Genomic DNA, 24,011 nt, shown 5'->3' on the forward strand with positions numbered 1-24,011 from the left:
GTTTATGTATCTGTAAAAATAGATCAATAAAATAACACCATTTACTAAGTAGGATACCCATTTGTTTGATAGGTACGAAGGCGGTGAACAAGCCGTTTTAGTTCACGTTAATTTTTCATCTGAAAATGACCGTGAAGATTTAGAAGAACTTGGCCTGTTGGTTTCGTCAGCGGGTGTATCGACTTTGGCAGTGTGTACGACTACACGCCACTCTCCTGATGCAAAGTATTACGTAGGCTCTGGTAAGGCTCAAGAAATTGCTGACACGGTGCAAGCAGAAGGCGCGGATATTGTGATCTTTAATCATGCGCTCTCACCATCTCAAGAGCGCAACTTAGAAGCGCTTTTTAAATGTCGGGTACTGGACCGAACGGGTTTGATTTTAGATATATTTGCCCAGCGAGCCAGAACACACGAAGGTAAGCTTCAGGTCGAGCTTGCACAGCTTCGACATATTTCAACCCGTCTAATCCGGGGCTGGACTCACTTAGAACGCCAAAAAGGTGGTATTGGTCTTCGTGGACCAGGTGAGACCCAGTTGGAAACTGATCGCCGGTTATTGAGAGCGCGTATTAATCACATATTAGGTCGACTAGCCAAAGTATCGAAACAACGCGAGCAAGGCCGTCGCAGTCGCAAGAAGGCCGAGGTACCGACAGTGTCTTTGGTAGGTTATACCAACGCGGGTAAATCAACCTTGTTTAACGCATTAACAGAGGCTGATGTATACGCTGCTGATCAGTTGTTTGCGACACTTGATCCGACCTTGAGAAAGATAGACATTGACGATGTTGGTGAGACGATTCTGGCGGATACGGTAGGGTTTATCAGACACTTACCACACGACTTAGTTGCGGCATTCAAAGCCACACTAACAGAAACACGCGAAGCTGACTTGCAACTACATGTTATTGATGTTGCTGACCCTCGAAAGAGTGACAATATTTTTCAGGTCAATGAAGTGCTTACCGAAATTGAAGCTGACGATATTCCACAGCTTTTAGTGTTTAATAAAATCGACCTAATAGAAGATGCGCAACCACATATTGAGCGAGATGACGAAGGCAAGCCTATTTCAGTTTGGTTGACGGCACAGAAAGAGCAGGGACTTGACCTGCTGTTACAAGCAATTTCTGAGTTACTTGGGCTGGCGATGTGGGATACTCAACTCGTCTTGCCACCAAGTGAGGGGAAACTAAGAGCAGAACTTTATCAGCTCAATGGAGTCAATGAAGAGCACATTGATGAGCAGGGTCAGTTTGTTTTACAAGTGAGAATCAGTAAAATTGACCAAGCAAAGTTGAATAAACAGCTCGGTTATAACATTGAAAAATGGCAAGTCAGCCACTAAATACAGATTTGACAAACTTCGTTACGAGTAATTGAGATATTACATAGAGTTATTTTACCGAGTTTGCTAAATTAACAATAATTAATATTGATTGAAACTGGAGAGTTTTATGGCCTGGAATGAGCCGGGAAAAAACGATAATGATCCGTGGAAAAACCGCGGTGGTAAAGATCAGGGGCCACCTGAGCTTGATGAGTTATTTAAAGATCTAGGCAACCGCTTTAACGGTTTGTTTGGTGGCAAAAATGACAACAAAGGCGGAACGCCTAAAGGTGGATTTGGAATCGGTTTGGTTCTCATCGTCGCTATTGTTATTTGGTTCTTGTCAGGTTGGTATACCCTTCGCGAAGCAGAAAGCGGTGTTGTTTTGCGGTTTGGTCAATTCCACGAGCTTAAAGAGCCGGGCTTGCGTTTCAACCCAACCTTCATAGATACAGTTATCCCAGTTGACATCCAAACGGTACGTACAATTCCGGCTGCAGGCTTCATGCTTACAGAAGATGAAAACGTAGTTCAGGTTGAAATGGAAGTTCAGTACCGAGTAGTTAACCCACAAGAATTTTTGTTCTCGGTACCAGATCCTACAAACAGCTTACGCCAAGCAACAGATAGTGCCTTGCGTTCTGTTATTGGTAACTCAAAAATGGATGACATCTTAACGTCAGGCCGTGAAATTGTTCGTCAGAGCACACGAGATGAGTTAGAGGCAATCATCGAGCCTTACAAACTAGGTCTAGCTGTTGTTGACGTCAACTTCAAAGATGCGCGTCCACCAGAGCAAGTAAAAGACGCTTTTGATGACGCTATCGCAGCTCGTGAAGACGAAGTACGTTACGTAAACGAAGCAAGAGCATACGCAAGTGAAGTTGAACCACGTGCTCGTGGTCAAGTAAACCGTATGGTTCAAGAAGCAACGGCGTACAAACAAGGTAAAATTCTAACCGCTCAAGGTCAGGTTGCTAAGTTTGAACAGCTATTACCAGAGTACAAAGCCGCTCCGGAAGTGACTCGTCAACGTTTGTATTTAGAAACGATGGAACAGGTCCTATCAAGTACTTCAAAAGTACTAGTTGATACCAAAGGCACTGGCAACATGATGTATCTACCACTTGATAAGATCATGCAGCAACAGGGTACTGCGCCTACACAGGTTCAGCGTCCTACCAATACGTACAACACAGGTTCTTCTAACAACACGAGCCAGCCACTACCGAATACACGTTCGAGCCGTGGTGACCGTTTTAACGGAGGCCGAGACTAATTATGAAATCATTTAGCGTAATTCTAATTGCTGTTTTTGCTCTAATGACTTTTTCATCACTATTTGTGGTGAAAGAAGGCGAGCGCAGTATTGTTATTCAGTTTGGTAAAGTAAAGCGTGATGACACTGGTGCGCCAGTGGTCAATGAGCCGGGTTTACACATTAAGCTTCCTCTTGTGGAACGCGTAAAAACCCTAGATGCACGTATCCAAACACTAGACGGTGAACCAGACCGTTTCGTAACGGTTGAGAAAAAAGACTTAATCGTTGACTCATTTGTTAAGTGGCGTATCTCTGATTTTGCAACTTACTACCTCGCTACTGGTGGTATTAAAGCAAATGCTGAGCGTCTACTAGATCAGAAAGTAAATAATGGTCTTCGTACCGCTTTTGGTTCTCGTACTATCAAAGAAATCGTGTCTGGTGAGCGTCAAGAGCTAATGCAACAAGCTATTATCGCAGCGCGTAGTTCAAGTGACCTAGGTATCGAAGTACTCGATGTTCGTGTTAAGCAAATTAACCTACCGGTTAAAGTGAGTAACTCGATTTTCGAACGTATGCGTACTGAGCGTCAAGAAGTGGCGAAAGCACACCGCTCAGAAGGACGTGAGAAAGCCGAAATTATTCGTGCCGATGTTGATGCACGTATCACGGTTATGTTGGCAGAAGCTGAGCGCGAAGCACAAACCCTTCGCGGTGAAGGCGATGCAATGGCGGCAAAAGTATACGCAGATGCGTTTAACAAAAACCCTGAGTTTTTCTCTTTTGTTCGTAGCCTTGAAGCCTACACAAATAGCTTTAACAGCAAGAACGACATCTTAGTTCTTGAGCCAGACAGTGACTTTTTCCGTTACATGAAAACGACAAGCGGTAAATAACTGGTCAGATAGACTACAATTATTTCATGAAAGGGCTCTGATGAGCCCTTTTTAATTTCAATGTGAATGAGAGACAGTTGTGCAAATAGATTGGATATTAGTAATAGCAATGGTGTTAATTGTCGAGGGCATGATGCCTCTGCTGTTTCCCAAAACCTGGCAAGGGTATATCAAAAAATTAGCGAATGAGCCTGTTTCGACTGTTCGCCATGTTGGTCTGATCTTATTTGTTATTGGAATTTTCATGTTACTGCTAAGGTAATGTTCTGCTTGTAAAAACTCAGACGTCTAGAAGTTTTTACTGAGAAATTCCGAAAAACGGGTGATCTTTACACCATATTTTTGATAGAATCCCCGCCTAATTTTTTCTGAGTGATATAAATATGGGCAAAAACGTTGTTGTTTTAGGCACCCAATGGGGTGACGAAGGTAAAGGTAAGGTTGTAGACCTACTGACAGATAAGGCTTCTTATGTAGTGCGTTATCAAGGCGGTCACAATGCTGGCCATACTCTTGTTATCAACGGTGAAAAAACCGTTCTTCACTTAATTCCTTCTGGCGTATTACGCGATGGTGTTAAATGTATCATTGGTAACGGCGTTGTATTATCTCCAGAAGCGTTATTAAAAGAAATGACTATGCTTGAAGAGCGTGGTGTTCCAGTTAAAGAACGCCTTCTTATCTCTGAAGCATGTCCACTAATTCTGCCTTACCACATTGCGCTAGACCAAGCGCGTGAAATTAAGCGTGGTAACAAAGCAATCGGTACAACCGGTCGTGGTATCGGTCCAGCTTACGAAGACAAAGTTGCTCGTCGTGGTTTGCGTGTAGGTGATTTATTTAACCCTGAGTTATTCAAAGAAAAGCTAAAAGAAGTATTGGACTTCCACAACTTTGCTCTTGTGAACTACTACGGTGTTGAAGCAGTAGATTTTGATAAGACGTACAACGATGCAATGGCTGTAGCAGATATGCTAAAAGCTATGGTTGTTGACGTAACTGACCTACTAGACAAAACACGTCTAGCGGGCGAATCAATCTTATTCGAAGGTGCACAAGGTACGTTACTTGACATCGACCACGGTACATACCCATATGTAACATCTTCAAACACGACGGCTGGTGGTGTAGCGACAGGTGCTGGTTTTGGTCCTTGTCACATCGATTACGTTTTAGGTATCGTTAAGGCATACACGACTCGCGTTGGTTCAGGTCCATTCCCTACGGAGCTAAACGACGAAGTAGGTAATCACTTAGGTACTAAAGGTCACGAGTTCGGTGCGACAACAGGTCGTGAGCGTCGTTGTGGTTGGTTTGATGCTGTTGCAATGAAACGCGCTATCCAACTTAACTCAATCACAGGTTTCTGTTTAACTAAACTTGACGTATTAGACGGTTTGGAAGAAATCAAGATCTGTACTGGTTACGAGTTAGAAGATGGTTCAGTTGTAGATGTACCACCTATGGCGGCAGAAGGTTACGAAAAAGCTAAGCCTATTTACGAAACAGTACCAGGTTGGTCTGAAAACTCGTTCGGTGTTACTGAGTTCGACAAGCTTCCTAAAGCGGCTCAAAGCTACATCAAACGTTTAGAAGAAATCACTGGTGTGCCAATGGATATTATTTCTACTGGTCCAGACCGCAGCGAAACGTTTATTCTACGTAACCCGTTCGGTGAATAATTGGTAACACTTCTATAACCAATTTATCTAACAAAAAGCTGTCTTCGGACGGCTTTTTTTGTATTCTGGGCGCTGAAATATTAAGCGTTAAATTCTGGGTGTTCGTATAATTTAACGCTATGTAAGGACTTTTGTTCAAGGAGAGACAACAGATGTACAGAGGTGTAGATGTTTAAGCCAAGTAAATTCGTATTCGTTGCCGTCACTAGTGCCTTATTATCAGGCTGTGGTGGCTCAGGTTCTGGCGATGGACAAGCCCTAAACGATCAAAATACCGGTTATGCCAATTGTTCGGCTCCCGATGCCAATCAAAAGTTGTATAACTATATGAAAGATTGGTATTTCTGGAACGAAGACTTACCAAGTTCTTTTAATCCTGAATCTCAACCCGATATTCCAAATGCCTTGAATGCGTTAATTTCAGGTGTCAGTAAAGACCGCTTTAGTTTTTCGATGACGACGGCTCAATATGATGCCTATCAAAAAAGTGAATTTTTTGGTTATGGCTTTTCACATCAAATTAACGAAGACAAAACAGGCCTGCTGATCCGCTATACGTATACTGAAGGAACTCCATATCAAGTAGGTTTGCGCAGAGGCGATACTATTACGGCGATTAATGACATTCCTATGTCTCAAATCATTGCCGAAGTCGAAGCGGGTAGCAAAACCTTTAATGATTATTTTGGCCCAAATGAAGAGGGATACTCCATCGTCATAGATTTTACAAAATCGACAGGCGAACAACGTCAAGGCGAGATTACCAAAGGAAAGATCACCGCAAACACAGTGATGGCGACTGATACACTTGATGCGTCTATCGATGGTAAGGCTGCCAAAGTCGGTTACATTGCGTTTAATTCTTTTGATGAGATCTCTGAAACAGAATTAGAAACATCTTTTGCGACATTACAGCAAGAGAGTGTCGATGAATTAGTGTTAGACCTGCGGTACAACAGTGGTGGTTTGATCCGCGTTGCCAATCAATTAAGCACCCAGATCGCCGGTACTAATGTCGAAAATGATGTGTTTGTAACTTATGCCTACAACGATAGTAAGTCGAGCCAAAACCAAACCCTCTACTTTGGTTTAGGACAGGGCATAAGCCAACTCGACTTGAACCGTGTCGTTGTTTTAACTTCCGAAATGAGTTGTTCTTCAAGTGAACTTGTTATTAACGGATTGGCCCCTCACATTGATGTGGTTCAAATTGGCGATACAACGTGCGGTAAACCGGTAGGCATGGCACCTCAAAATATATGTAACGACGTTGTTTTTGCGATTAACTTTGAAAGTCAAAACTCAGAGTCGTTTGGCGATTACTATGATGGCTTGCAGCCACAATGTAGAGCGGTTGAGAAGGTGGTTGGTGATTGGGGTGATGTCAATGACCCATTATTGGCTGAGGGGCTGACGTACTTAGAAACTGGCGCCTGTTCAACTAATGCAAGCAGCCAATCAATACCTGACTTTAAGAAACCAACAGTTGATTGGCGCGAGGGTCCATTTGCGGGTCAAAACCGTATTTAAAGCGCATTTGCTTCGAAGATAAAAACTGGACTAAACTTTGCTTCAGTATATTTGATAAAGTTGTTCGTATTAGGTTTAACGGAACGCTTTGTCAGATACTGAAGCATTTTTGTTTGGAAAGATTATGAAATATTGGTTTGTCGTTGCACTTTTAATGGTCTCGTTTTTTACTCGAGCAGAAGAGCCGTTGCAAGCGGTACAAATATATACACAAGATGAGCTGTTAGACTTAATTAAGAAAAACAAGCACCTAGAGCGGGTTAAAGCGGACCGTTGCCAATTGACTCGCGATATTGAGGACCGGGCAGTTAAGCTTCATTTACCTGCGTATGAGTTTTTGTACGGTGACATGCTTGCGTGGGGCGTGTGTGTGGACCGCGACGCTGAATTAGGCATGTACTATATCCGCGAGTCGGCAAAACAAGGCCTTGTCGCGGCAATAGAACAGCTCGGACGTTACTACCATCAAGGCACATTTGTTCAAAAAGACGAAGAAAAAGCGTACACCTATATTCTTAGAGCAGCCGAACTTGGTAACCTGAATGCACAATTGCGCTTAATCGATATGCAGTTAGAGGGAAATGGTAGTCCGTATGACTTTGAAAATGCTTATCGATGGCTGCACCATGCGGTTATTGCAGACAAAAAAATCCATAACCAAGCGGCACAAAAGCTAAAAAAATTAGAACAACTCATGCACCCAAAGGCGGTAAAAGCTGCTAAAGCAAGAGCGTATTAACAAAACATTCATAATAATAAGCTAAAAAATCAACAAATCTCTGCCACACAATCGCACAACTATTGATATACTTGCCATATGTCAGCGTAATTTACTACGCGCGGAAAACTAATCATTATTAATTTACAGTAAAAACGGAATATTAATGCCAAAAAACGACCCGAATTATTCTCGGGAAAAAGAAAAGTACGACAAGCCTATTGCCAGTCGCGAATTCATCCTCGAAGCGATGGCACAACACGACCAGCCTCTCTCTTTTAGTGAATTAACCAAACTCTGCAAGATTTCAGATCCGGATTCTGTTGTGGCCCTTAAGCGTCGCCTTCGCGCGATGGAAAGAGAGGGACAGTTGCTGTTTAACAAATTCAAAAAATATCAAATTCCTTCAGCAACGGATTTAATTCAAGGTCGCGTACTCGGTCATAGGGACGGTTTTGGCTTTTTACAACCAGAAGGCGCAACTAACAATAAAAGTGATTGGTATATCAGCCATAGCCAAATGCGCAGCTTGTTGCCCGGTGATAAAGTTTTGGCTCAACCCATTGGTGAATATAAGGGCAAGACGGAAGCTCGAATTATTAGTGTCAAAGAGCCGCGCACTGCACCTATTATTGGCCGCTATTTTGTCGAACAAAACACCCAAGTTGTGATCCCTGATGATGGTCGAATAAACCAAGAAATAATTATTCCATCGGGCGAACAAATGGACGCTCGACACGGTCACATGGTGATCGTTGAGTTGACTCAACGTCCGAGTAAACGAAGTTCTGCAATTGGACGTGTAACCGAGGTACTAGGCGAACACATGGCACCCGGAATGGAAGTGGATATAGCGCTTCGCAATCATGAAATTCCATTTCAGTGGTCAAAGAGCATAGAGCGCTTTGTCAATAAACTGCCGTCTGAGGTACAAGAAAAAGATAAAGCCGACCGAATTGATTTACGAGACCTCCCATTAGTAACGATAGATGGTGAGGACTCTCGTGACTTTGATGATGCAGTATATTGTGAGCCGAAAAAATCTGGTGGATGGCGCTTGTTTGTTGCGATCGCCGATGTATCTCATTATGTCCGAACTGGAACTGATCTTGATGAAGAAGCAATTGACCGAGGTAACTCGGTTTATTTCCCATCAAAAGTAATCCCAATGTTGCCTGAAGCACTATCTAATGGCTTGTGTTCTCTCAATCCACAAACCGACAGACTGTGTATGGTTGCTGAGATGACCATCTCGCAAAAAGGAAAATTATCTGGCTTCAAATTTTATGAAGCGGTCATGCATTCGCATGCGCGCTTAACCTATACCAAGGTTGCCGCAATGTTAGAAGGAGATACTGATCTTCAAGAAAGGTATCGTGGAGTGTGGCCACATGTTCAAGAGCTGTATCGTTTGTATCAAGCATTAAAAGAGGTTCGCTCGGAGCGAGGGGCTTTTGAGTTTGAGACTGTTGAGCCAAAATTTATATTTAATGCTCACAAAAAAATTGATCATGTAGAAGTCGTAGAGCGCAACGATGCTCATAAAATCATCGAAGAATGCATGATTATGGCAAATGTCGCTGCTGCTAAGTTCATTGAGAAACACGATGGTCATGCCTTATTCCGTGTGCATGACAAGCCTGATCCGAGCAAGCTTGCAACCTTCCGTTCGTTTTTGGCGGAACTGGGCGGTGAGCTAACATTTTCAGATGAGCCAACTCCAAAAGAGTTGTCGAGCCAAGTTAACGAATATTTAAATCGTCCAGATGGTGAGCTCATTCAAACCATGATGATCCGAAGTATGCGCCAAGCTGTGTATCAACCAGATAATATTGGCCATTTTGGGTTAGCGCTGGAAGGTTATGCACACTTTACCTCACCGATTCGTCGCTATCCGGATTTAATTGTTCATAGGGCAATCAAAGCTATTTTGCACAAACAAAAGCAAAAAGTGCATGGTCATTACGCATATACCGAAGACGAACTCGATGAGCTAGGTGAGCAATGTTCAATGACCGAGCGACGTGCTGATGAGGCGGTGAGAGATGTAGAATCGTGGTTAAAATGCGAATTTATGCAAGACCACATCGACCAAGAATACGAAGGTGTGATTGCCTCGGTTACGAATTTTGGTGTATTTGTGCGATTGACCGATTTGCATATAGAAGGATTGGTTCATATTACTGCACTGGGTAACGACTACTTCAATTACAGTCCTGAGCGAGGTGCACTTGTAGGTGAAAACACCCGCAAAGTGTATCGACTGGGTGATGAGCTCACAGTGAGAGTGGTGTCAGTTAACCTCGAAGATAAACAAATTGATTTTGAGTTAGCTGATTCTCGAAGAGGTCGAAAAAAATCGACTAAACTAGATGCAAGAAAGGCGAGCTCTGATAAACCTAATCGCAGTCGATCTAATCAAGCACGTACTGAAAATGCGGCGATGAGTGTGCGTGAGCAATTGCGTCGTGGTGATGTACCTGGTCAGCGTGAAGACACTGAAAAGTCAGGCCATGGAGACGCACATAAAGGTAAACGCGGTAAAAGCGCCAAAAAAGGTGGTACCAAGTCGAATAGAGAAGACTCTGGACGTAAGCCAAAGCGCAAGCCTAAATCACGTGCGGCTAAACGGATCGCTAAGAAAAAACAAGAAACTGGCGCAAGTAAGTCTAAAAAGAAAACAAACAAGCGCAAAAAGAAATAATTTAAAACACCCTTAATGAGGGTTGCAGTAAAAGAGAAAACTATGAGTTCAGAAATAGCTTACGGCATTCATTCCTTAACGGCCATAATTCAAAATGAGCCTGAACGAGTGATAGAATTATTCGTATTGAAAGGTCGCGAGGACGAGCGAGTCAGCCCGATTGTAAATGAGGCCTATGCGCTGGGTATTTCAGTTCAGTATACATCTAGAAAAGCACTAGACGACAAGTGTAAGGGCGAACAACACCAAGGGGTTGTCGCTCGCGTAAAAGCGGCCAAACAAAAAGACGAAGGCGATTTAAAAATGTGGCTGAAGTCGGTTGAAAATCGAGATAAGCCGCCATTTTTATTAGTGTTAGATGGTGTGACAGACCCACATAATTTAGGTGCTGTATTACGTACCGCTGACGCTGCAGGTATTGACGGTGTTATCGTACCAAAAGATAAGTCGGCAAAGCTCAACGGCACTGCTCGTAAAGTGGCTTGTGGGGCTGCAGAAGTTATGCCTCTATATGTCGTAACTAACCTTGCTCGCAGCCTTAAACTTTTACAAGATAACAATGTCTGGATCATCGGCACTGCGGGTGAAGCAGAGGCAGATGTGTTTGAAATGAAGTTTTCTGGCCCCTTAGCTATTGTTATGGGAGCAGAAGGGACAGGTATGCGTCGTTTAACTCGTGAGCACTGTGATGAACTAGTTAAAATTCCAATGGCGGGTTCGGTTTCGAGTTTAAATGTCTCGGTTGCGACCGGAGTCATTTTGTATGAAGCTGTTCGTCAGCGACGCTAATTAAAACCAGATCGGAAGAGTTATCTATGTTCTCCGTTGTTGGGCATTCAAAGTCAAATTTAAGTCGATTAGCCGTTACGTTATTACTAACGCTAACGGTTTTGTTTACTTTGATGCCCAGTCCACAAGCAGTTGCTAAACCAAGTAAAAAAAGTGCAGCAGTGGTGGATAAAACAATACAACTATCTCTGAGAAGTTGTGTTGATTTTAGGCCCTATGTCATAAACGAACAGGGTAAAAAACAATGGTTAGGTCGGCATACTCATTTTTTGTATCAAGTGCTACAGACCGCAGGTATTGAGCTTGAAGAGCCTCAAAGAGATAGCTTTAGCCAATGTTTAGCGTTAATGAAATCTGGTGCGATAGATGTTATGCCTGGATTACTCTATTCCGACGAACGTGCGGCCTATATGGATTTACTGGCATACACCCCAAGAGCGCCCATTGCGGTTTTTTATCTACCAAAGCACAAATCTAAAATAGAACGCGCACGTAATGTAGTTATTGCTTATGAGCGTGGTTATATCCTTCCAACGACGATAGCGAAGTCGTTCGAGAATAGCGAATTTATTGACGTGATTAGTCTTAGCTCGGGGTTACAGTTACTAGAACGAGAACGCATAGATGGTTTTGTGGCACCCTTGATTACGATTCAGGACATAATGGCTGAACAAGGTATAAATAAAGACAAGTTTACCTATCAAATGTTTAGTCAGGCTGGCGATCAGGTCCATATCGGCCTTAGCCAAAAGTCCAATAGAGTAAGTGCTGACGTGAAAGCGCGGATTCTAGAAGCCATCCAAACTTTGAAAGATAATGGCACTATGGCAAGCATTCTTGAACAAAAATAACCAACACTCTGGTCTATAATTTTAACAACCTAAGCTTTTTTATTGGCAAAAATTAATTATGAAACATACCTTCACCTTGTTGGTGTCAGTCCTTTTTGTATTGTTAATGTCTGTTGCGCTTCATGCAAACGCCTCAGACCCTGAAGTAGAACTGGATGAAGATGGCAATCCAATCGTCAAATTAGATGAAGCCCCTGAATGGGTTTTGAAAGATGGTAAAGGCGGCAATGTCAGCTCGGCAGATCTAGCCGGACAACCCTATGTGTTAACTTTCTGGGCGACCTGGTGTCCATATTGTAAAAAATTTCAGCCAGGCTTGGATTACATCGCGTTAGATTACATTGATGTAGGCATTCCAACTTATGCCGTTAGCTTTTGGGAAAATGATGGCGCTAAACCAGCCGAAGAAATGGAAGCAAGAGGACTTTATTTACCAGTGCTAGTCGAGGGAGATAATGTTGCCAAGGCGTTTGGTGTACTGGGCACACCTACGACCATCTTCGTTAATCAAGACGGTGAAATTGTCTATCGTCATACCGCGTTTGACCCGAATGATCCTCAACTCAGAGCAGCATATGAGCAACTAAAAGATGAGATGGAAAACCCTAAACCTAAAGTCCCTGAGGGTGAGGAAAATAAAGAAGACGACACCCAGTCTTAATACTTAATTAACTCCAGCGCTCTGTTGATTAAAATTCCGACAAAGCGCTTGTAACCCTGCCAAATACCCGTATAATTACGCGCCCAAATCAGCTATTAATAATTTTGTTCCTTGCCTTTGTTCAAGTGTGGCTGAGCTTGTCGATAAGGCTACTAATCCATAAGGAATCTAACGATGCGTCATTACGAAATCGTTTTCATGGTTCACCCTGACCAGAGTGAACAAGTTACTGGTATGATCGAGCGTTATACTGGTCTAGTTACAGAAGCAAATGGTACTGTTCACCGTCTTGAAGACTGGGGTCGTCGCCAATTAGCTTATCCAATTGAGAAACTACACAAAGCGCACTACGTTCTTATGAATGTTGAAGCACCAAGTGAAGTTATCGCTGAGTTAGAAGAAACTTTCCGTTACAACGACGCTGTTTTACGTAGCTTGACTATCCGTAAAGACGTAGCTGTTACTGAAGCTTCTCCTTTAGCGAAAGAAGAGAAAAAAGAACAAGCTGCTTAATTTAAACGGAGAACGCTTAGGTGTTAAATCAGCTAGTTATTACTGGCCAAGTTTGTAAATCGCCGAAGTTTTCTACCAGCCCTGCAGGTGTGGTCCACGGACAATTTTCAATTGAACACAGATCACAACAACAGGAAGACGGATTTAATCGCAACGCGTACGTCCGAATTCACGTTGTAACTTGCGGAGAACAACAGCAGCAGTTAACCAAACATTTTATTGTGGGTGATGAAGTAAAAGTGAGTGGGTTTTTAAACCGCCACGAAAGCAAAAACGGCCAAGCCATTATTGCAATTCATGCTCAACAAATAGAAAGACTCAATTAGGAGACTACTAATGGCACGTTATTTCAGACGTCGTAAAGTATGCCGTTTCAAAGCAGATGGCGTAAAAGAGATCGATTACAAAGATCTATCAACTCTACGTAACTACGTTACAGAGAGCGGTAAAATCGTACCTAGCCGTATCACTGGTACAAGTGCAAAGTACCAACGCCAATTAGCACGTGCAATCAAACGCGCGCGTTTCTTAGCATTGTTACCTTACACAGATTTACATCAATAAGATTGGCATAAGAGGTTAATACACATGAACGTAATCCTTTTAGACAAAGTTGCCAACTTAGGTTCTCTTGGTGACAACGTAACAGTTAAAGCTGGTTTTGCTCGTAACTTCCTTTTCCCACAAGGTAAGGCTGTTCCAGCAACTAAAGCAAACTTAGAAATGTTCGAAGCACGTCGCGCTGAATTAGAAGCGAAAGTTGCTGAAGAACTAGCTGCAGCAGAAGCGCGCGCTGAAAAGTTAAACGCATTAGAAGCGATCACTATCGCATCTAAAGCGGGTGACGAAGGCAAGCTATTCGGTTCAATCGGCACTCGTGACATCGCTGATGCGATCACAGCGGCTGGCGTTGAAGTTGCTAAAGCTGAAGTTAAAATGCCTGAAGGTGCAATCCGTGAAACTGGCGAGTTCGAACTTGCTGTTCAATTGCACGCAGAAGTAATGGCCAACGTAAACGTTGTTGTTATTGCTGAAGCATAATTTAGAAGTTTTCTTCTAAATACAAAAAAACACCGCATATGCGGTGTTTTTTTTTGCCCATTTAAACCTTTAGTGATTTGATGGTGACTAATCTATTAAATCAACGAGCAAAGAGATTGGAATTCTAGTGACAGGACAAGTAATTGAATCCAATGCATTTCATAAAAATTCAGGCTCTCCGCCTGATTCTGAAGAATGGCATTGGGTTGAACAACTTAAACAAGGCCAACAACAGGCATTGCGTCCCCTGTACGAACGTTATGGTAAAAAAGTCTATGCCCTAAGTTACCGCTTATCGAGTGATGCAGAGGTGGCAGAAGACATAACCCAAGAGGTATTTGTCCAAGTTTGGCAAAAAATCCATAACTTTAAGGGCGAGAGTAAATTTAGTACCTGGTTGTACTCTGTAACGAGTCACGTTGCCATAAATCATATGCGTAAACAAAAACGCTGGTGGCAATCCTGGTTTGTAAAATCAGACGAAAGTATGGCAACGGAAATCATTGAAAATGTGCCGACGTCGGACGAACAGAGTGATTTCACGCTATCGCGAAGTGGTTTGGACAAACATATTGCCGCTTTGCCACAACAAGCGCGGATTGTATTTGTATTGTTTGCGATTCAGGGCTGGCGCCACGAAGAGATAAGTAAAGAGCTCAATATCGCTGTTGGCTCGAGTAAGGCGCAATACCACAGGGCCAAACAATTATTACAAATGTCTTTGCATCAAGAAGAGATAGATAGTGGAGTGGTTGCATAATGAAACAAACTCAAACTGAATTGGATAGGTTAGTTGAGACTTTGCCTAAAGAAATGGAGCCTAAACGGGACCTTTGGCAAGGCATCGAGCAAGCGATTGCTCATGTCCCGCAGGAGCAACCTAAGTCAACAAAAGTAAAAAATTCTTTTGAGGTGCATTGGGGAGCGGTAGCAGCTGCAATTGCGCCAATCGCAATACTGGCGGGGGTATTAATGAATAATCAACCTGCAGTACAGCAGGGGCCAGAGTGGTTAGCTCCAGTCAGCGCTAGTTTTGAAATTCAAAAGCGCAACATGTTAAGGCAAGTCAGTGGCCATCAAAGTGTGAATGAACACTGGCGTACAACATTAGCAGAGTTGGAAGAAGCTGAAAGCGCGCTAAAAGAGGCATTAATTCATCAACCACAAGACCCAGCGTTAATGAAAATGCTAAATCAAGTCTATCAACAACAATTGGATGTTATAGCGAAAAGCCATCAGTCCAAATTTAAACAAATTTAAAGTGGGTAAAATAATATGAAAAATATAGCAAAAACCGTAACAAACTTATCTTTACTTGCACTGTTGGCGCTGGTTACTGCACCGGTATTAGCAGGTGAGAAAATTGATCAAATAGTCAAAACAAACAGTGATGGCCGAGTATCGATCGACGTCATGAGCGGTGAGGTCGAAATAAAAAGCTGGGATAAAAATGAAGTAAAAGTCACTGGAGAGCTAGATGACGATGCCGAAGGATATCAATTTGAAGAGAGTAATGGCCGAGTCGTGTTTAAAGTGTATATGCCTCAACAACGCTGGGGTAGCTGGAAGAGTGACGCAGGTTCTAATTTAACTTTCTGGTTACCAAAGCAAAATGACGTACGATTTGAGGGCGTTAATACTAACGTTAAGGTTAACGATGTTCATGGCGGCAGTCGCATCAATACCGTAAACGGCGATATTGAAGCGTCTAGCTTGACTAAGAGAGTTAGCTTAGAGACCGTAAATGGCAAAATCTTTTCTACGAAATTAGAGGGTAAAATAAAGCTCATGACGGTTAATGGCGAAATTGAAGATCGCGATAGCCAAGGTGAATTAGAAATTGAAGCCGTTAATGGTGATATAAATACAGCCACAGATGCAGCGGAGTTAAGTGTCAACAACGTAAACGGTGATATGGATTTGAATCTTCGCAATATCAAAGAGCTTGAAATTAACACTGTGAATGGTGATTTGGATGTAGAGCTTCGCACTCAACGCAATGCCAAAATATACATTTCTACGGTAGGCGGGGATGCAAACTTAACATTTGATAAAAGTTTTGCTGGAACAATAAATGTCGAAGCTCATTCTGGTGGTGACATTACCAATAAGATCAATGGTCAACGACCTAAAAAAGAGCGATATGGACCGGGTGAGTCACTTCGTTTGAATATTGGTTCGGAGCCGATTGAAGTGGAAATTGATACGGTATCGGGCGACATTAAATTAATGAAAAAATAACAGCCAACTACCAACCCCAAAATAATTAAAAATGTCGCTTTTATAGCGACATTTTTGTTTATTGAGTAGGCCCTACCGATCATAGTTTCGCTATTGCGCATTAAGGTTATTGCCCCTAAAATGGCGAGTCTGTCTAGCAAATCAATTCCGTAGATTTAGGTCCCAAAATTCATGGCAAAGTCATCGTACAAACCGTCGAAAGAACAACAGCAACAGGTTGATTCACTCAAGGTTCCACCGCATTCAATCGAAGCCGAACAATCGGTATTAGGTGGTTTGATGTTGGACAATAATGCTTGGGACCGTGTCGCCGAAAAAGTGGTTAAAGACGACTTTTACCTACGTCAGCACAGAGCTATTTTTGCTGCAATGGCGTCATTAATGACGCAAAACAACCCAATTGATTTGATTACTGTTTCGGAAGCACTCGAAAAAGATAAACAACTTGAAGATGTTGGTGGTTTTGCTTATCTGGGTGAGATTGCTAAAAATACACCGAGTGCAGCCAATATTGTTGCCTATGCAGAAATCGTACGCGAACGTGCAGTTGTCAGAGAGTTGATCGGCACCGCAAATGAAGTTGCTGACGCCTGTTACAACCCAGAAGGCAGAAGTTCTGAAGAACTATTAGATTTTGCAGAATCACGAGTCTTTAAAATTGCTGAGCAACGTGAAAACGCCAATGATGGCCCAAAAGACCTCAACTCCATTTTGACTTCAACGGTAGACAAAATCGAAGAGCTAATGCGTACCGATAATGACGGTATTACCGGCTTAACGAGTGGATTCCAAGACCTAGATAAGATGACCAGTGGTTTCCAACCGTCGGATTTGATCATTGTTGCCGCTCGTCCTTCGATGGGTAAAACCACCTTTGCGATGAACTTAGTCGAAACAGCAGCCTTAACGTCAGACAAACCTGCGTTAGTGTTTAGTTTGGAGATGCCTGCTGATTCGATCATGATGAGGATGTTGGCATCACTTGGTCGTATTGACCAAACGAAAGTTCGTACAGGTAACCTTGATGATGAGGATTGGGCTCGACTGGCGAGTACATTGGGCATAATGCAAGAAAAGGGTAAGTTATACATTGATGATTCATCAGGTCTAACACCGACAGAAGTGCGTTCACGTGCACGTCGAATTGCTCGAGAACACGGTGGTTTGTCTATGATCATGATCGACTACCTACAGCTAATGCGCTCTCCAGAATTCAAAGATAACCGTACGTTAGAAATTGCCGATATCTCTGCATCATTAAAAGCACTAGCAAAAGAATTAAATATTCCAGTCATTGCACTGGCTCAGCTTAACCGTGGCCTAGAGCAACGTGCCGATAAACGCCCAGTTAACTCAGACCTTCGTGAATCTGGTTCAATCGAGCAAGACGCCGATTTGATCATGTTTATTTACCGTGATGAGGTATATCACGAAGATTCAGCAGATAAAGGCACCGCAGAAATTATCATAGGTAAACACCGAAATGGTCCTATCGGACGTATTCGCTTAACGACTCAATTGCATTATTCTCGATTTGATAACTATGCTGGCAACGCATTCATCGAGGATTAATCGCAGAAATGAAAATAGCCGTTGCCGAGATTAACCTAGGTGCAATTCAGCACAACTTAAAAGTCGTAAAAAAACACGCGCCAAATAGTAAAGTGTTAGCTATGTTAAAAGCTAATGCCTATGGTCATGGCACAACTCAAATTGCCATGGCACTAAACGAGGCGGACGCATTTGGGGTTGCTCGTTTGAGTGAGGCCGTAGCGTTAAGAGCTGCCGGGATAACTAAGCCCATCGTTTTGCTTGAAGGTTTTTTTGAAGCAGGCGAATTACATATCATTGCAAATTTGGGATTAGATACTGTTTTGCATACGCAGGCCCAGTTAGAAAGCTTTTTGGCAGCGGATTTACCTCGTTCAATTCGTGTGTGGCTTAAAGTCGATACAGGGATGAACCGTTTAGGCATTCGACCTGAAGAGGTTTCCTCAGCAATGAGTAGTCTGAAAGGCCATACTAACGTACTAGGCACACCTATTCTAATGAGTCATTTTGGTTGTGCTGATGAAGTACACCATCCTTTAAATCAGCAACAATTTGCTTTATTTACTGAGCTTTTAGAGCAGCATCAAGGCGAATCATCATTTGCTAATTCTGCGGCTATATTATCTTTACCTGACTCACACCAAGATTGGGTTAGACCAGGCATCATGCTGTATGGGGTATCTCCTATTGAAGCGACTTCGGCCATTGATTTTGGTCTGATGCCAGCGATGACATTAAAGTCGAGCGTTATTGCTGTAAGAGACATCAAAGAAGGTGAGACGGTCGGTTATGGGGCGACTTGGACCGCTAAAAAAGACACTCGCCTAGCTGTCATTGCGATAGGATATGGTGATGGTTACCCACGAAATGCAAGAAACGGCACCCCTGTAGTGATTAATAATGATACATATTACTTGGCGGGACGCGTCTCAATGGATATGATTAGCGTAGAAATAGGTACGCAATCTAACGTAAAAGTTGGAGACGAAGCTATACTTTGGGGAGAGGTGTTACCCATAGAATATATAGCAGAGCATGCTGAAACCGTTCCTTACGAGCTACTTTGTGGTGTTACAGGGCGAGTTGAAAAGCAGTTTTTACAGGGTGTAAATGAAGTTAAAAATCAACCATGAGCAACTACTAGATGGCCTAAGTGTCGGTATCATAGCATTTAATGTTGATGCCGAAATCACTTATGCTAACGGAAAAGCAATAGCATGGCTCGGGTTGGTTTGTGAAGTAGATTCACGGCGCTTGGTACAACCGACATGGCAAATCGTCGATAAATTTGGTGAGCCCCTTCCATTTGAAAAATACCCGGGCTATTTAGCCGCGCACTCTGATGAGCCCATCGAAAATTATGAAATTGGCGTTTTTAATCATTTGGAAAATTGCCTGTACTGGTTTTTGTGTGATGCGTATAAATCTCCTACCGAACGAAAAGGCACTTATCACTACGTCGTGACGTTTACTAATATCACTGCACAAAAAGAACTCATTCCGTTTAAAGAAGTAGTAGAACATGCCAATGACGCCGTGATTGTCAGTGATGCCATTGACCTTAAAGGAAGCGGACCTTCAATTGTTTATGTAAATAAAGAGTTTACGCGATTGACTGGTTATTCATATGAAGAGGCGATTGGTCGCACAACCGACATAGTTCAGGGTGAAAAGACAAGCCCAGTCGCCAAAAAGCACATTATTGAGTGCTTGAGTCAAGGTAAGCCAGTTCGGGAAGAAATCATCAATTATACAAAATCAGGCCAACCGTATTGGATTGACGTTAATATCGTACCATTAAAAAACGACTCAGGCGTCGTCACTCACTACGCTGCAATAGAGCGTGACATCACTAAAATAAAAGACAAAGCGTTTAACTTAGAGAAATTAGCTAAAACAGATGCTCTGACAGAAGTATTGAACAGACGTGGGTTAAATCAAGACGGTGAGCGTTTTATAAACTTGGCAAGACACAACGAAAAGTCGTTTGTTGTTGCTGTTATGGACATAGATCGATTTAAAAACGTAAACGACACTCACGGTCATGATGTAGGTGATGTCGTACTAAAATCCTTAGCCGATATTTTAGTTGATAATATCCGTACCAGAGACTTAGTGTCGCGAATGGGTGGCGAAGAGTTTGTCATCTTGCTTGAAGGGGATAGTCTACCTCTGATGATTCAAAAAATAGAAAACCTTCGACAGTTAATTGAAAAACATGTGACCATCATCAAGGATGACTTGTCTATTCAGGTCACTTGTAGCTTCGGCATTGCCGTTGCTGAGGAAGGAGTGGATTTATTAAGGCACTACCTCAAATTAGCTGATGTTGCTTTGTATCAATCAAAAAACAGCGGACGTAATAAAATATCTGTCGCTAACTACGATCATCCTTAGGTGAGTCCATAACGACGAGGGTTGTTATAGTATTGACCTCAGGAATGTCTCCTAATACATCAGTGTGAAACTGTTTGTAGCTGGTTAAACTCGCCGTTTCTACCCTCAGTAAGTACTCAAACGAACCGGTTACATTATGGCATTCCAATACCTCAGGCGTGCCAGCAATGGCTTGTTCAAATGCTGCCTGTGCTTGTTTAGTATGTGACGAGAGACCAACAGTGACATAGGCGATAAACTGAATCCCTAATTTTTCAGGCGCCAGAACAGCCCGATAGCCTTTTATTATCCCTGACTTTTCGAGTTCTTGTACTCGCCTTAAACAAGCAGATGGGCTAAGCCCGACTGACTCTGCGAGCTCAGCATTGGTAATTCGACCATCTCTTTTTAAGTGTTGCAATATTCTTTCGTTTATCTTATCCATAGTCGTGCTTAATTGTGTTTTTTGTTGCCTTTCAACAATAAACGCAAGCACCTTGCGACGCCAATCCAATAAACTATCTAGCGTTAAATAATTAAGCAGAGAACAGTAATGACCTTTGAAATGATAACCGCACTTATGGTGTTCGCTTTGGTGTCGTCAATAACACCAGGACCCAATAATTTGATGTTGATGAGCTCAGGTGCAACTTTTGGTATTAAACGCACACTTCCTCATTTGATGGGCGTAGCGCTCGGTTTTAGTTTTATGTTGTTGATGGTAGGAGTTGGTGTCGTTCAGTTATTTAATATGTGGCCGTCAAGCTATCTGATCCTCAAAGTATTTAGTGTTATTTACCTGTTATATTTGGCTTACAAAATAGCCAATAGTAGTAAAGCTTCAGAGCATGACGCATCAGGAACACCGATGACCTTCATGCAAGCCGTGCTGTTTCAGTGGGTTAACCCAAAAGCTTGGACGATGGCTTTAACTGCAGTGAGTGTGTATGCTCCTGACAAGGCGATTTTAACTATTGTTTACGTGTCATTTATTTTCTTCTTAATGAATCTACCTTCTGTCAGTCTTTGGGCCATGATGGGTCATAAATTGCGTCGTTTATTGGAAGAGCCCAAAACATTATTGTTATTTAACCGCATAATGGCGTTATTATTAGTCATCTCTTTGATTCCGGTATTAATTCCCGTTTAATAGGAATAGTAAATGATAACGACGTATTGGGCCCCTCGCTTTTTTGATGGTGAATCTATCCTCCATAACGTGTTGTTCTGCCTTGATGACCAGAAAGTCGTTACTCTTGAAGCCGGTAAGGCACTGACTTCGATAAAGCTCCCCCCTTCTGATGTACAAATATTGGAAGGTATTGTCTCTCCAGCCTTTATTGACCTACAAATAAATGGCGGTGGTGGTGTATTGTTCAATAACACGCCAACACCGGAAGGACTAAATAAAATCAGCTTGGCTCATCAGCAATATGGTACGTACTATTACTTACCAACCGTCATTACTGATGACGTAGCGATCATGGAGCAGGCGGCCGACGCAGTTGCAAACCAGATAAAAAGCAGTGATCCTCAAATTCTTGGGATCCACTTTGAAGGGCCACATATTAGCCAACCTAAAAAAGGGGTTCACCCTGCACAGCATGTAAGGGGCTTTTCGGAGCGAGAGCGGGCTATTTATCAACGCATGGATTTAGGCATCAAAAAAATCACTGTCGCACCCGAATCAGTGTCTCCTGACGATTTGGCTTTTTTGAGACAAAATCATTGGCACGTTGCAATAGGTCATACAAACAGTACTGCAAAACAGATTAAACCCTTGTTAGATCAAGGTGCATCTGGGTTTACGCATTTATTTAATGCAATGTCACAAATAACCGGCCGAGAACCAGGAGCGGTGGGGGTGGCATTATCGAGAAAAGACGCGTTCGCCGGAATAATCTTAGATGGCCATCATGTCGACTACGACAATGCTCGATTGGCTTGGACCATTAAAAATGAAAACAAAAAGACCCATGACCAACGACTTTTCCTGGTGTCGGACGCAATGGCGACGGTAGGAAGTAACGACGCTAGGTTTAACTTATTTGGCACAGACATCAAAGTGTTTGAAGGAAAGTTAACGACTGAAGATGGAACCTTAGCAGGAGCCCATTTAACCTTGTTAGAATCGGTTAAAAATGCGGTGCTCGAACTGGACATTAATATTAACGATGCGCTAAAAATGGCAACCACAATACCAGCTAACTTTATTCATAGTGAATTGGCATTACCTGTGAGAATAGGGGATCAACGCCAGCTTATCCATTTAGATGATAAACGGTGGCAAGCAACCTTATTGAGTTAGTGTGGTTACGCTTTTTTACATTTGACCAAGGAACTAAGTGCTAAAGTTAGGGTCTGTTTATTAGCTTATACAACAGATTAATTCGCAAATCAGGGAGAAAACGATGTTCCGTAAAAAGTGGTCACAAGATGCGTTGAAACATGTCGCTTTTAAGGCTAAATACTTAATGGCCAATAGCTCCAAATATACCCTTGCACTGTGTTTGGTTATATCTTCAGGTGCGAGCTTTGCATCCAATGAGGATAGTTTGGAACAACCCAACAAAAGCACTTCTCCTCTAGAAAAACTCAAGTTAGTACTGTCCGAAGTCACCACCAATCAGCCTATTGCTGGTGAATTGCAAGTTTCTTTCAAAGATATCGAAGAGTTTGATGGTGAACCGCGAGAGTCTGTTGGTTCGGTTGGCTTTTTTATTCAGGAAGATCAAAAAGGCTTAACCATTTCCTATGACAAACAAGTCACAGAAGCAATCAAGGTAGAAACCGCCGCCCGTGTCGTCGATGAAGAAGTCGAAACTCCAACAATAGATGCGATACGAGAAGTAGGGACGACTCGAATAAACAGTATTTTATCGCCTATTTCATCTATTAATACGTATTTATCACCAGCGACATTAACCCGTGTAGAGTCTATAGAAAACGAACAACAAGCGCTGACCAAAATGTATTTTTCGATGCCTGTAGAATCTTTTATCCGAGATAAACAAGTACGTAAATACGTCGACAATTTTGAAGGGGAGCTGGTCATTACAACCAATGAGCAAGGCGTTCCTGTTGAAATGACAACGACCTTTGAAGGCAGTGGACGTGCTTACATCTTTTTTAAAATGAAAGCTGCTGGTGGATCTATCAATCGATATGAGTTGGTAGACGGCCGATTAGTAATGACTTTCAGCGAGCGCTTTAATTCATTTGATTCAACATTTGGCAAGGGTGAGAATAGTTCTGTTTTTCTATTCTCACCATTAAAAACCAAACCGAACGACTCTGACTACTTAGCCAAAACGTCAAACGATACTTCTATGTAAGCGTTGCCCGATTCGGACGTGAAAGGAATGATAAGTGTTGCGCCTTCACACTGATGGCTGATGGTATGGTCTTTACCTGACACTATGGTCGGGGTGGCCATATCAAACTCGTAGCCCTTATCACCTAAAATATTTTTAGCGCCACCGGTAACCATATTGGTAATCTCGCCTACCATGTCAGTGACTTCATCATTGATTTTGTCTGGACGTTCACCCAGCATTTTTTCCATGATTGACAGTGCTAAAGATTCTTGAAATGTAACGGATAAAGAGCCCTTTGTTTGAGGTCCTGCCATGCCAATAATGCCAGAAACGTCGCCTCTAGAAGTCTCTTCTTTTTTAAGACTTGGCTTTCCTGGTTCCAGTTTTGTCATCGCCATGGTCTCAAGCACGTTCATCAGTGAACTCAAAAACGGATTAATAAATTCTACGTTCATTTTGACTTCTAAACTTATAAATTAGTTAAAAAAAGCAGAGGCGTTTACTCTGCTGCACACTATAAATCTAGTCGTCTTGAGCTGATATTTCC

Annotated in this window: 26 protein-coding genes; 24 read left to right on the forward strand and 2 right to left on the reverse strand. The window is 42.5% G+C overall.

The window, feature by feature from the left end:
• Positions 1-61: 61 nt before the first annotated feature.
• From hflX to J1N51_RS10775, 21 genes are all read left to right on the forward strand, one after another.
• Positions 62-1,351, forward strand: a complete 1,290-nt coding sequence (hflX, locus tag J1N51_RS10675; protein WP_208831190.1) for a ribosome rescue GTPase HflX — start codon at positions 62-64, stop codon at positions 1,349-1,351.
• 109 nt (positions 1,352-1,460) lie between these two features.
• Positions 1,461-2,612 carry an FtsH protease activity modulator HflK gene (hflK, locus tag J1N51_RS10680; protein WP_208831192.1) on the forward strand — a complete coding sequence of 384 codons (1,152 nt, stop codon included), beginning with the start codon at positions 1,461-1,463 and terminating at the stop codon, positions 2,610-2,612.
• 2 nt (positions 2,613-2,614) lie between these two features.
• Positions 2,615-3,490, forward strand: coding sequence for a protease modulator HflC (gene hflC, locus J1N51_RS10685; protein ID WP_208831194.1), 876 nt, complete (start codon positions 2,615-2,617; stop codon positions 3,488-3,490).
• 79 nt (positions 3,491-3,569) lie between these two features.
• The gene (locus J1N51_RS10690) at positions 3,570-3,752 is read left to right on the forward strand and encodes a DUF2065 domain-containing protein (RefSeq protein WP_208831196.1); all 183 of its coding nucleotides are present in this window, start codon (positions 3,570-3,572) and stop codon (positions 3,750-3,752) included.
• 121 nt (positions 3,753-3,873) lie between these two features.
• Entirely contained in the window at positions 3,874-5,172 is a 1,299-nt protein-coding gene (locus J1N51_RS10695) for an adenylosuccinate synthase (protein ID WP_208831198.1), read from the forward strand.
• Between the two features lie 168 nt (positions 5,173-5,340).
• On the forward strand, positions 5,341-6,702 hold the full coding sequence (locus J1N51_RS10700; protein WP_208831200.1) for a S41 family peptidase: 1,362 nt from the start codon (positions 5,341-5,343) through the stop codon (positions 6,700-6,702).
• Positions 6,703-6,826: 124 nt separating this feature from the next.
• Entirely contained in the window at positions 6,827-7,441 is a 615-nt protein-coding gene (locus J1N51_RS10705; protein ID WP_208831202.1) for a tetratricopeptide repeat protein, read from the forward strand.
• 145 nt (positions 7,442-7,586) lie between these two features.
• Positions 7,587-10,124, forward strand: a complete 2,538-nt coding sequence (gene rnr, locus J1N51_RS10710; RefSeq protein WP_208831204.1) for a ribonuclease R — start codon at positions 7,587-7,589, stop codon at positions 10,122-10,124.
• 42 nt (positions 10,125-10,166) lie between these two features.
• On the forward strand, positions 10,167-10,913 hold the full coding sequence (rlmB, locus tag J1N51_RS10715; RefSeq protein ID WP_208831206.1) for a 23S rRNA (guanosine(2251)-2'-O)-methyltransferase RlmB: 747 nt from the start codon (positions 10,167-10,169) through the stop codon (positions 10,911-10,913).
• A gap of 26 nt (positions 10,914-10,939) precedes the next feature.
• Positions 10,940-11,764 carry a substrate-binding periplasmic protein gene (locus J1N51_RS10720; protein ID WP_208831208.1) on the forward strand — a complete coding sequence of 275 codons (825 nt, stop codon included), beginning with the start codon at positions 10,940-10,942 and terminating at the stop codon, positions 11,762-11,764.
• Between the two features lie 58 nt (positions 11,765-11,822).
• Complete coding sequence (locus tag J1N51_RS10725; RefSeq protein ID WP_208831211.1) at positions 11,823-12,425, forward strand: TlpA disulfide reductase family protein; 603 nt, start codon at positions 11,823-11,825, stop codon at positions 12,423-12,425.
• Positions 12,426-12,599: 174 nt separating this feature from the next.
• Complete coding sequence (rpsF, locus tag J1N51_RS10730; RefSeq protein WP_208831213.1) at positions 12,600-12,938, forward strand: 30S ribosomal protein S6; 339 nt, start codon at positions 12,600-12,602, stop codon at positions 12,936-12,938.
• A 20-nt stretch (positions 12,939-12,958) separates the two neighbouring features.
• Entirely contained in the window at positions 12,959-13,264 is a 306-nt protein-coding gene (gene priB, locus J1N51_RS10735) for a primosomal replication protein N (protein ID WP_208831215.1), read from the forward strand.
• Between the two features lie 10 nt (positions 13,265-13,274).
• A complete protein-coding gene (rpsR, locus tag J1N51_RS10740; protein WP_208831217.1) occupies positions 13,275-13,502 on the forward strand; it encodes a 30S ribosomal protein S18 in 228 nt (75 codons plus the stop codon).
• Between the two features lie 24 nt (positions 13,503-13,526).
• On the forward strand, positions 13,527-13,979 hold the full coding sequence (rplI, locus tag J1N51_RS10745) for a 50S ribosomal protein L9 (RefSeq protein WP_208831219.1): 453 nt from the start codon (positions 13,527-13,529) through the stop codon (positions 13,977-13,979).
• 127 nt (positions 13,980-14,106) lie between these two features.
• On the forward strand, positions 14,107-14,739 hold the full coding sequence (locus tag J1N51_RS10750) for an RNA polymerase sigma factor (protein WP_232842788.1): 633 nt from the start codon (positions 14,107-14,109) through the stop codon (positions 14,737-14,739).
• On the forward strand, positions 14,739-15,239 hold the full coding sequence (locus J1N51_RS10755) for a hypothetical protein (protein WP_208831221.1): 501 nt from the start codon (positions 14,739-14,741) through the stop codon (positions 15,237-15,239). Before J1N51_RS10750 ends, J1N51_RS10755 begins: the two co-directional genes overlap by 1 nt.
• Positions 15,240-15,254: 15 nt before the next feature.
• Positions 15,255-16,220 carry a DUF4097 family beta strand repeat-containing protein gene (locus J1N51_RS10760; RefSeq protein WP_208831223.1) on the forward strand — a complete coding sequence of 322 codons (966 nt, stop codon included), beginning with the start codon at positions 15,255-15,257 and terminating at the stop codon, positions 16,218-16,220.
• A gap of 171 nt (positions 16,221-16,391) precedes the next feature.
• Complete coding sequence (dnaB, locus tag J1N51_RS10765) at positions 16,392-17,792, forward strand: replicative DNA helicase (protein ID WP_208831225.1); 1,401 nt, start codon at positions 16,392-16,394, stop codon at positions 17,790-17,792.
• Between the two features lie 8 nt (positions 17,793-17,800).
• A complete protein-coding gene (gene alr / locus J1N51_RS10770) occupies positions 17,801-18,904 on the forward strand; it encodes an alanine racemase (protein ID WP_208831227.1) in 1,104 nt (367 codons plus the stop codon).
• On the forward strand, positions 18,882-20,168 hold the full coding sequence (locus J1N51_RS10775) for a sensor domain-containing diguanylate cyclase (protein ID WP_208831229.1): 1,287 nt from the start codon (positions 18,882-18,884) through the stop codon (positions 20,166-20,168). Before alr ends, J1N51_RS10775 begins: the two co-directional genes overlap by 23 nt.
• Here the strand turns inward: J1N51_RS10775 and J1N51_RS10780 are convergent.
• Positions 20,149-20,592 carry an Lrp/AsnC family transcriptional regulator gene (locus J1N51_RS10780; RefSeq protein ID WP_208831231.1) on the reverse strand — a complete coding sequence of 148 codons (444 nt, stop codon included), beginning with the start codon at positions 20,590-20,592 and terminating at the stop codon, positions 20,149-20,151. The genes J1N51_RS10775 and J1N51_RS10780 overlap by 20 nt on opposite strands.
• A 108-nt stretch (positions 20,593-20,700) precedes the next feature.
• Between J1N51_RS10780 and J1N51_RS10785 the strand changes: the two genes are divergently transcribed.
• The 3 genes from J1N51_RS10785 to J1N51_RS10795 all read left to right on the forward strand — a co-directional run bounded on the left by J1N51_RS10785 (position 20,701) and on the right by J1N51_RS10795 (position 23,482).
• On the forward strand, positions 20,701-21,297 hold the full coding sequence (locus J1N51_RS10785) for a LysE family translocator (protein ID WP_208831233.1): 597 nt from the start codon (positions 20,701-20,703) through the stop codon (positions 21,295-21,297).
• A 12-nt stretch (positions 21,298-21,309) separates the two neighbouring features.
• Positions 21,310-22,455, forward strand: coding sequence for an N-acetylglucosamine-6-phosphate deacetylase (gene nagA, locus J1N51_RS10790; protein ID WP_208831235.1), 1,146 nt, complete (start codon positions 21,310-21,312; stop codon positions 22,453-22,455).
• Between the two features lie 103 nt (positions 22,456-22,558).
• On the forward strand, positions 22,559-23,482 hold the full coding sequence (locus J1N51_RS10795; protein ID WP_208831237.1) for a hypothetical protein: 924 nt from the start codon (positions 22,559-22,561) through the stop codon (positions 23,480-23,482).
• Here the strand turns inward: J1N51_RS10795 and J1N51_RS10800 are convergent.
• Positions 23,446-23,919 carry a chemotaxis protein CheX gene (locus J1N51_RS10800; RefSeq protein ID WP_208831239.1) on the reverse strand — a complete coding sequence of 158 codons (474 nt, stop codon included), beginning with the start codon at positions 23,917-23,919 and terminating at the stop codon, positions 23,446-23,448. The genes J1N51_RS10795 and J1N51_RS10800 overlap by 37 nt on opposite strands.
• Positions 23,920-24,011 lie beyond the last annotated feature (92 nt).

The sequence above is a fragment of the Psychrosphaera ytuae genome (assembly GCF_017638545.1).
Classification (GTDB): Bacteria; Pseudomonadota; Gammaproteobacteria; order Enterobacterales; family Alteromonadaceae; genus Psychrosphaera; species Psychrosphaera ytuae.

Bases quoted from the DNA above. Each gene is read 5' to 3' on its own strand.
- hflK (WP_208831192.1), top strand. From the start codon at position 1,461: ATGGCCTGGAATGAGCCGGGAAAAAACGATAATGATCCGTGGAAAAAC.
- hflC (WP_208831194.1), top strand. From the start codon at position 2,615: ATGAAATCATTTAGCGTAATTCTAATTGCTGTTTTTGCTCTAATGACT.
- J1N51_RS10695 (WP_208831198.1), top strand. From the start codon at position 3,874: ATGGGCAAAAACGTTGTTGTTTTAGGCACCCAATGGGGTGACGAAGGT.
- J1N51_RS10700 (WP_208831200.1), top strand. From the start codon at position 5,341: ATGTTTAAGCCAAGTAAATTCGTATTCGTTGCCGTCACTAGTGCCTTA.
- J1N51_RS10705 (WP_208831202.1), top strand. From the start codon at position 6,827: ATGAAATATTGGTTTGTCGTTGCACTTTTAATGGTCTCGTTTTTTACT.
- rnr (WP_208831204.1), top strand. From the start codon at position 7,587: ATGCCAAAAAACGACCCGAATTATTCTCGGGAAAAAGAAAAGTACGAC.
- rlmB (WP_208831206.1), top strand. From the start codon at position 10,167: ATGAGTTCAGAAATAGCTTACGGCATTCATTCCTTAACGGCCATAATT.
- J1N51_RS10720 (WP_208831208.1), top strand. From the start codon at position 10,940: ATGTTCTCCGTTGTTGGGCATTCAAAGTCAAATTTAAGTCGATTAGCC.
- J1N51_RS10725 (WP_208831211.1), top strand. From the start codon at position 11,823: ATGAAACATACCTTCACCTTGTTGGTGTCAGTCCTTTTTGTATTGTTA.
- rpsF (WP_208831213.1), top strand. From the start codon at position 12,600: ATGCGTCATTACGAAATCGTTTTCATGGTTCACCCTGACCAGAGTGAA.
- rpsR (WP_208831217.1), top strand. From the start codon at position 13,275: ATGGCACGTTATTTCAGACGTCGTAAAGTATGCCGTTTCAAAGCAGAT.
- rplI (WP_208831219.1), top strand. From the start codon at position 13,527: ATGAACGTAATCCTTTTAGACAAAGTTGCCAACTTAGGTTCTCTTGGT.
- J1N51_RS10755 (WP_208831221.1), top strand. From the start codon at position 14,739: ATGAAACAAACTCAAACTGAATTGGATAGGTTAGTTGAGACTTTGCCT.
- J1N51_RS10760 (WP_208831223.1), top strand. From the start codon at position 15,255: ATGAAAAATATAGCAAAAACCGTAACAAACTTATCTTTACTTGCACTG.
- dnaB (WP_208831225.1), top strand. From the start codon at position 16,392: ATGGCAAAGTCATCGTACAAACCGTCGAAAGAACAACAGCAACAGGTT.
- alr (WP_208831227.1), top strand. From the start codon at position 17,801: ATGAAAATAGCCGTTGCCGAGATTAACCTAGGTGCAATTCAGCACAAC.
- J1N51_RS10775 (WP_208831229.1), top strand. From the start codon at position 18,882: ATGAAGTTAAAAATCAACCATGAGCAACTACTAGATGGCCTAAGTGTC.
- J1N51_RS10780 (WP_208831231.1), bottom strand. From the start codon at position 20,592: ATGGATAAGATAAACGAAAGAATATTGCAACACTTAAAAAGAGATGGT.
- J1N51_RS10785 (WP_208831233.1), top strand. From the start codon at position 20,701: ATGACCTTTGAAATGATAACCGCACTTATGGTGTTCGCTTTGGTGTCG.
- nagA (WP_208831235.1), top strand. From the start codon at position 21,310: ATGATAACGACGTATTGGGCCCCTCGCTTTTTTGATGGTGAATCTATC.
- J1N51_RS10795 (WP_208831237.1), top strand. From the start codon at position 22,559: ATGTTCCGTAAAAAGTGGTCACAAGATGCGTTGAAACATGTCGCTTTT.
- J1N51_RS10800 (WP_208831239.1), bottom strand. From the start codon at position 23,919: ATGAACGTAGAATTTATTAATCCGTTTTTGAGTTCACTGATGAACGTG.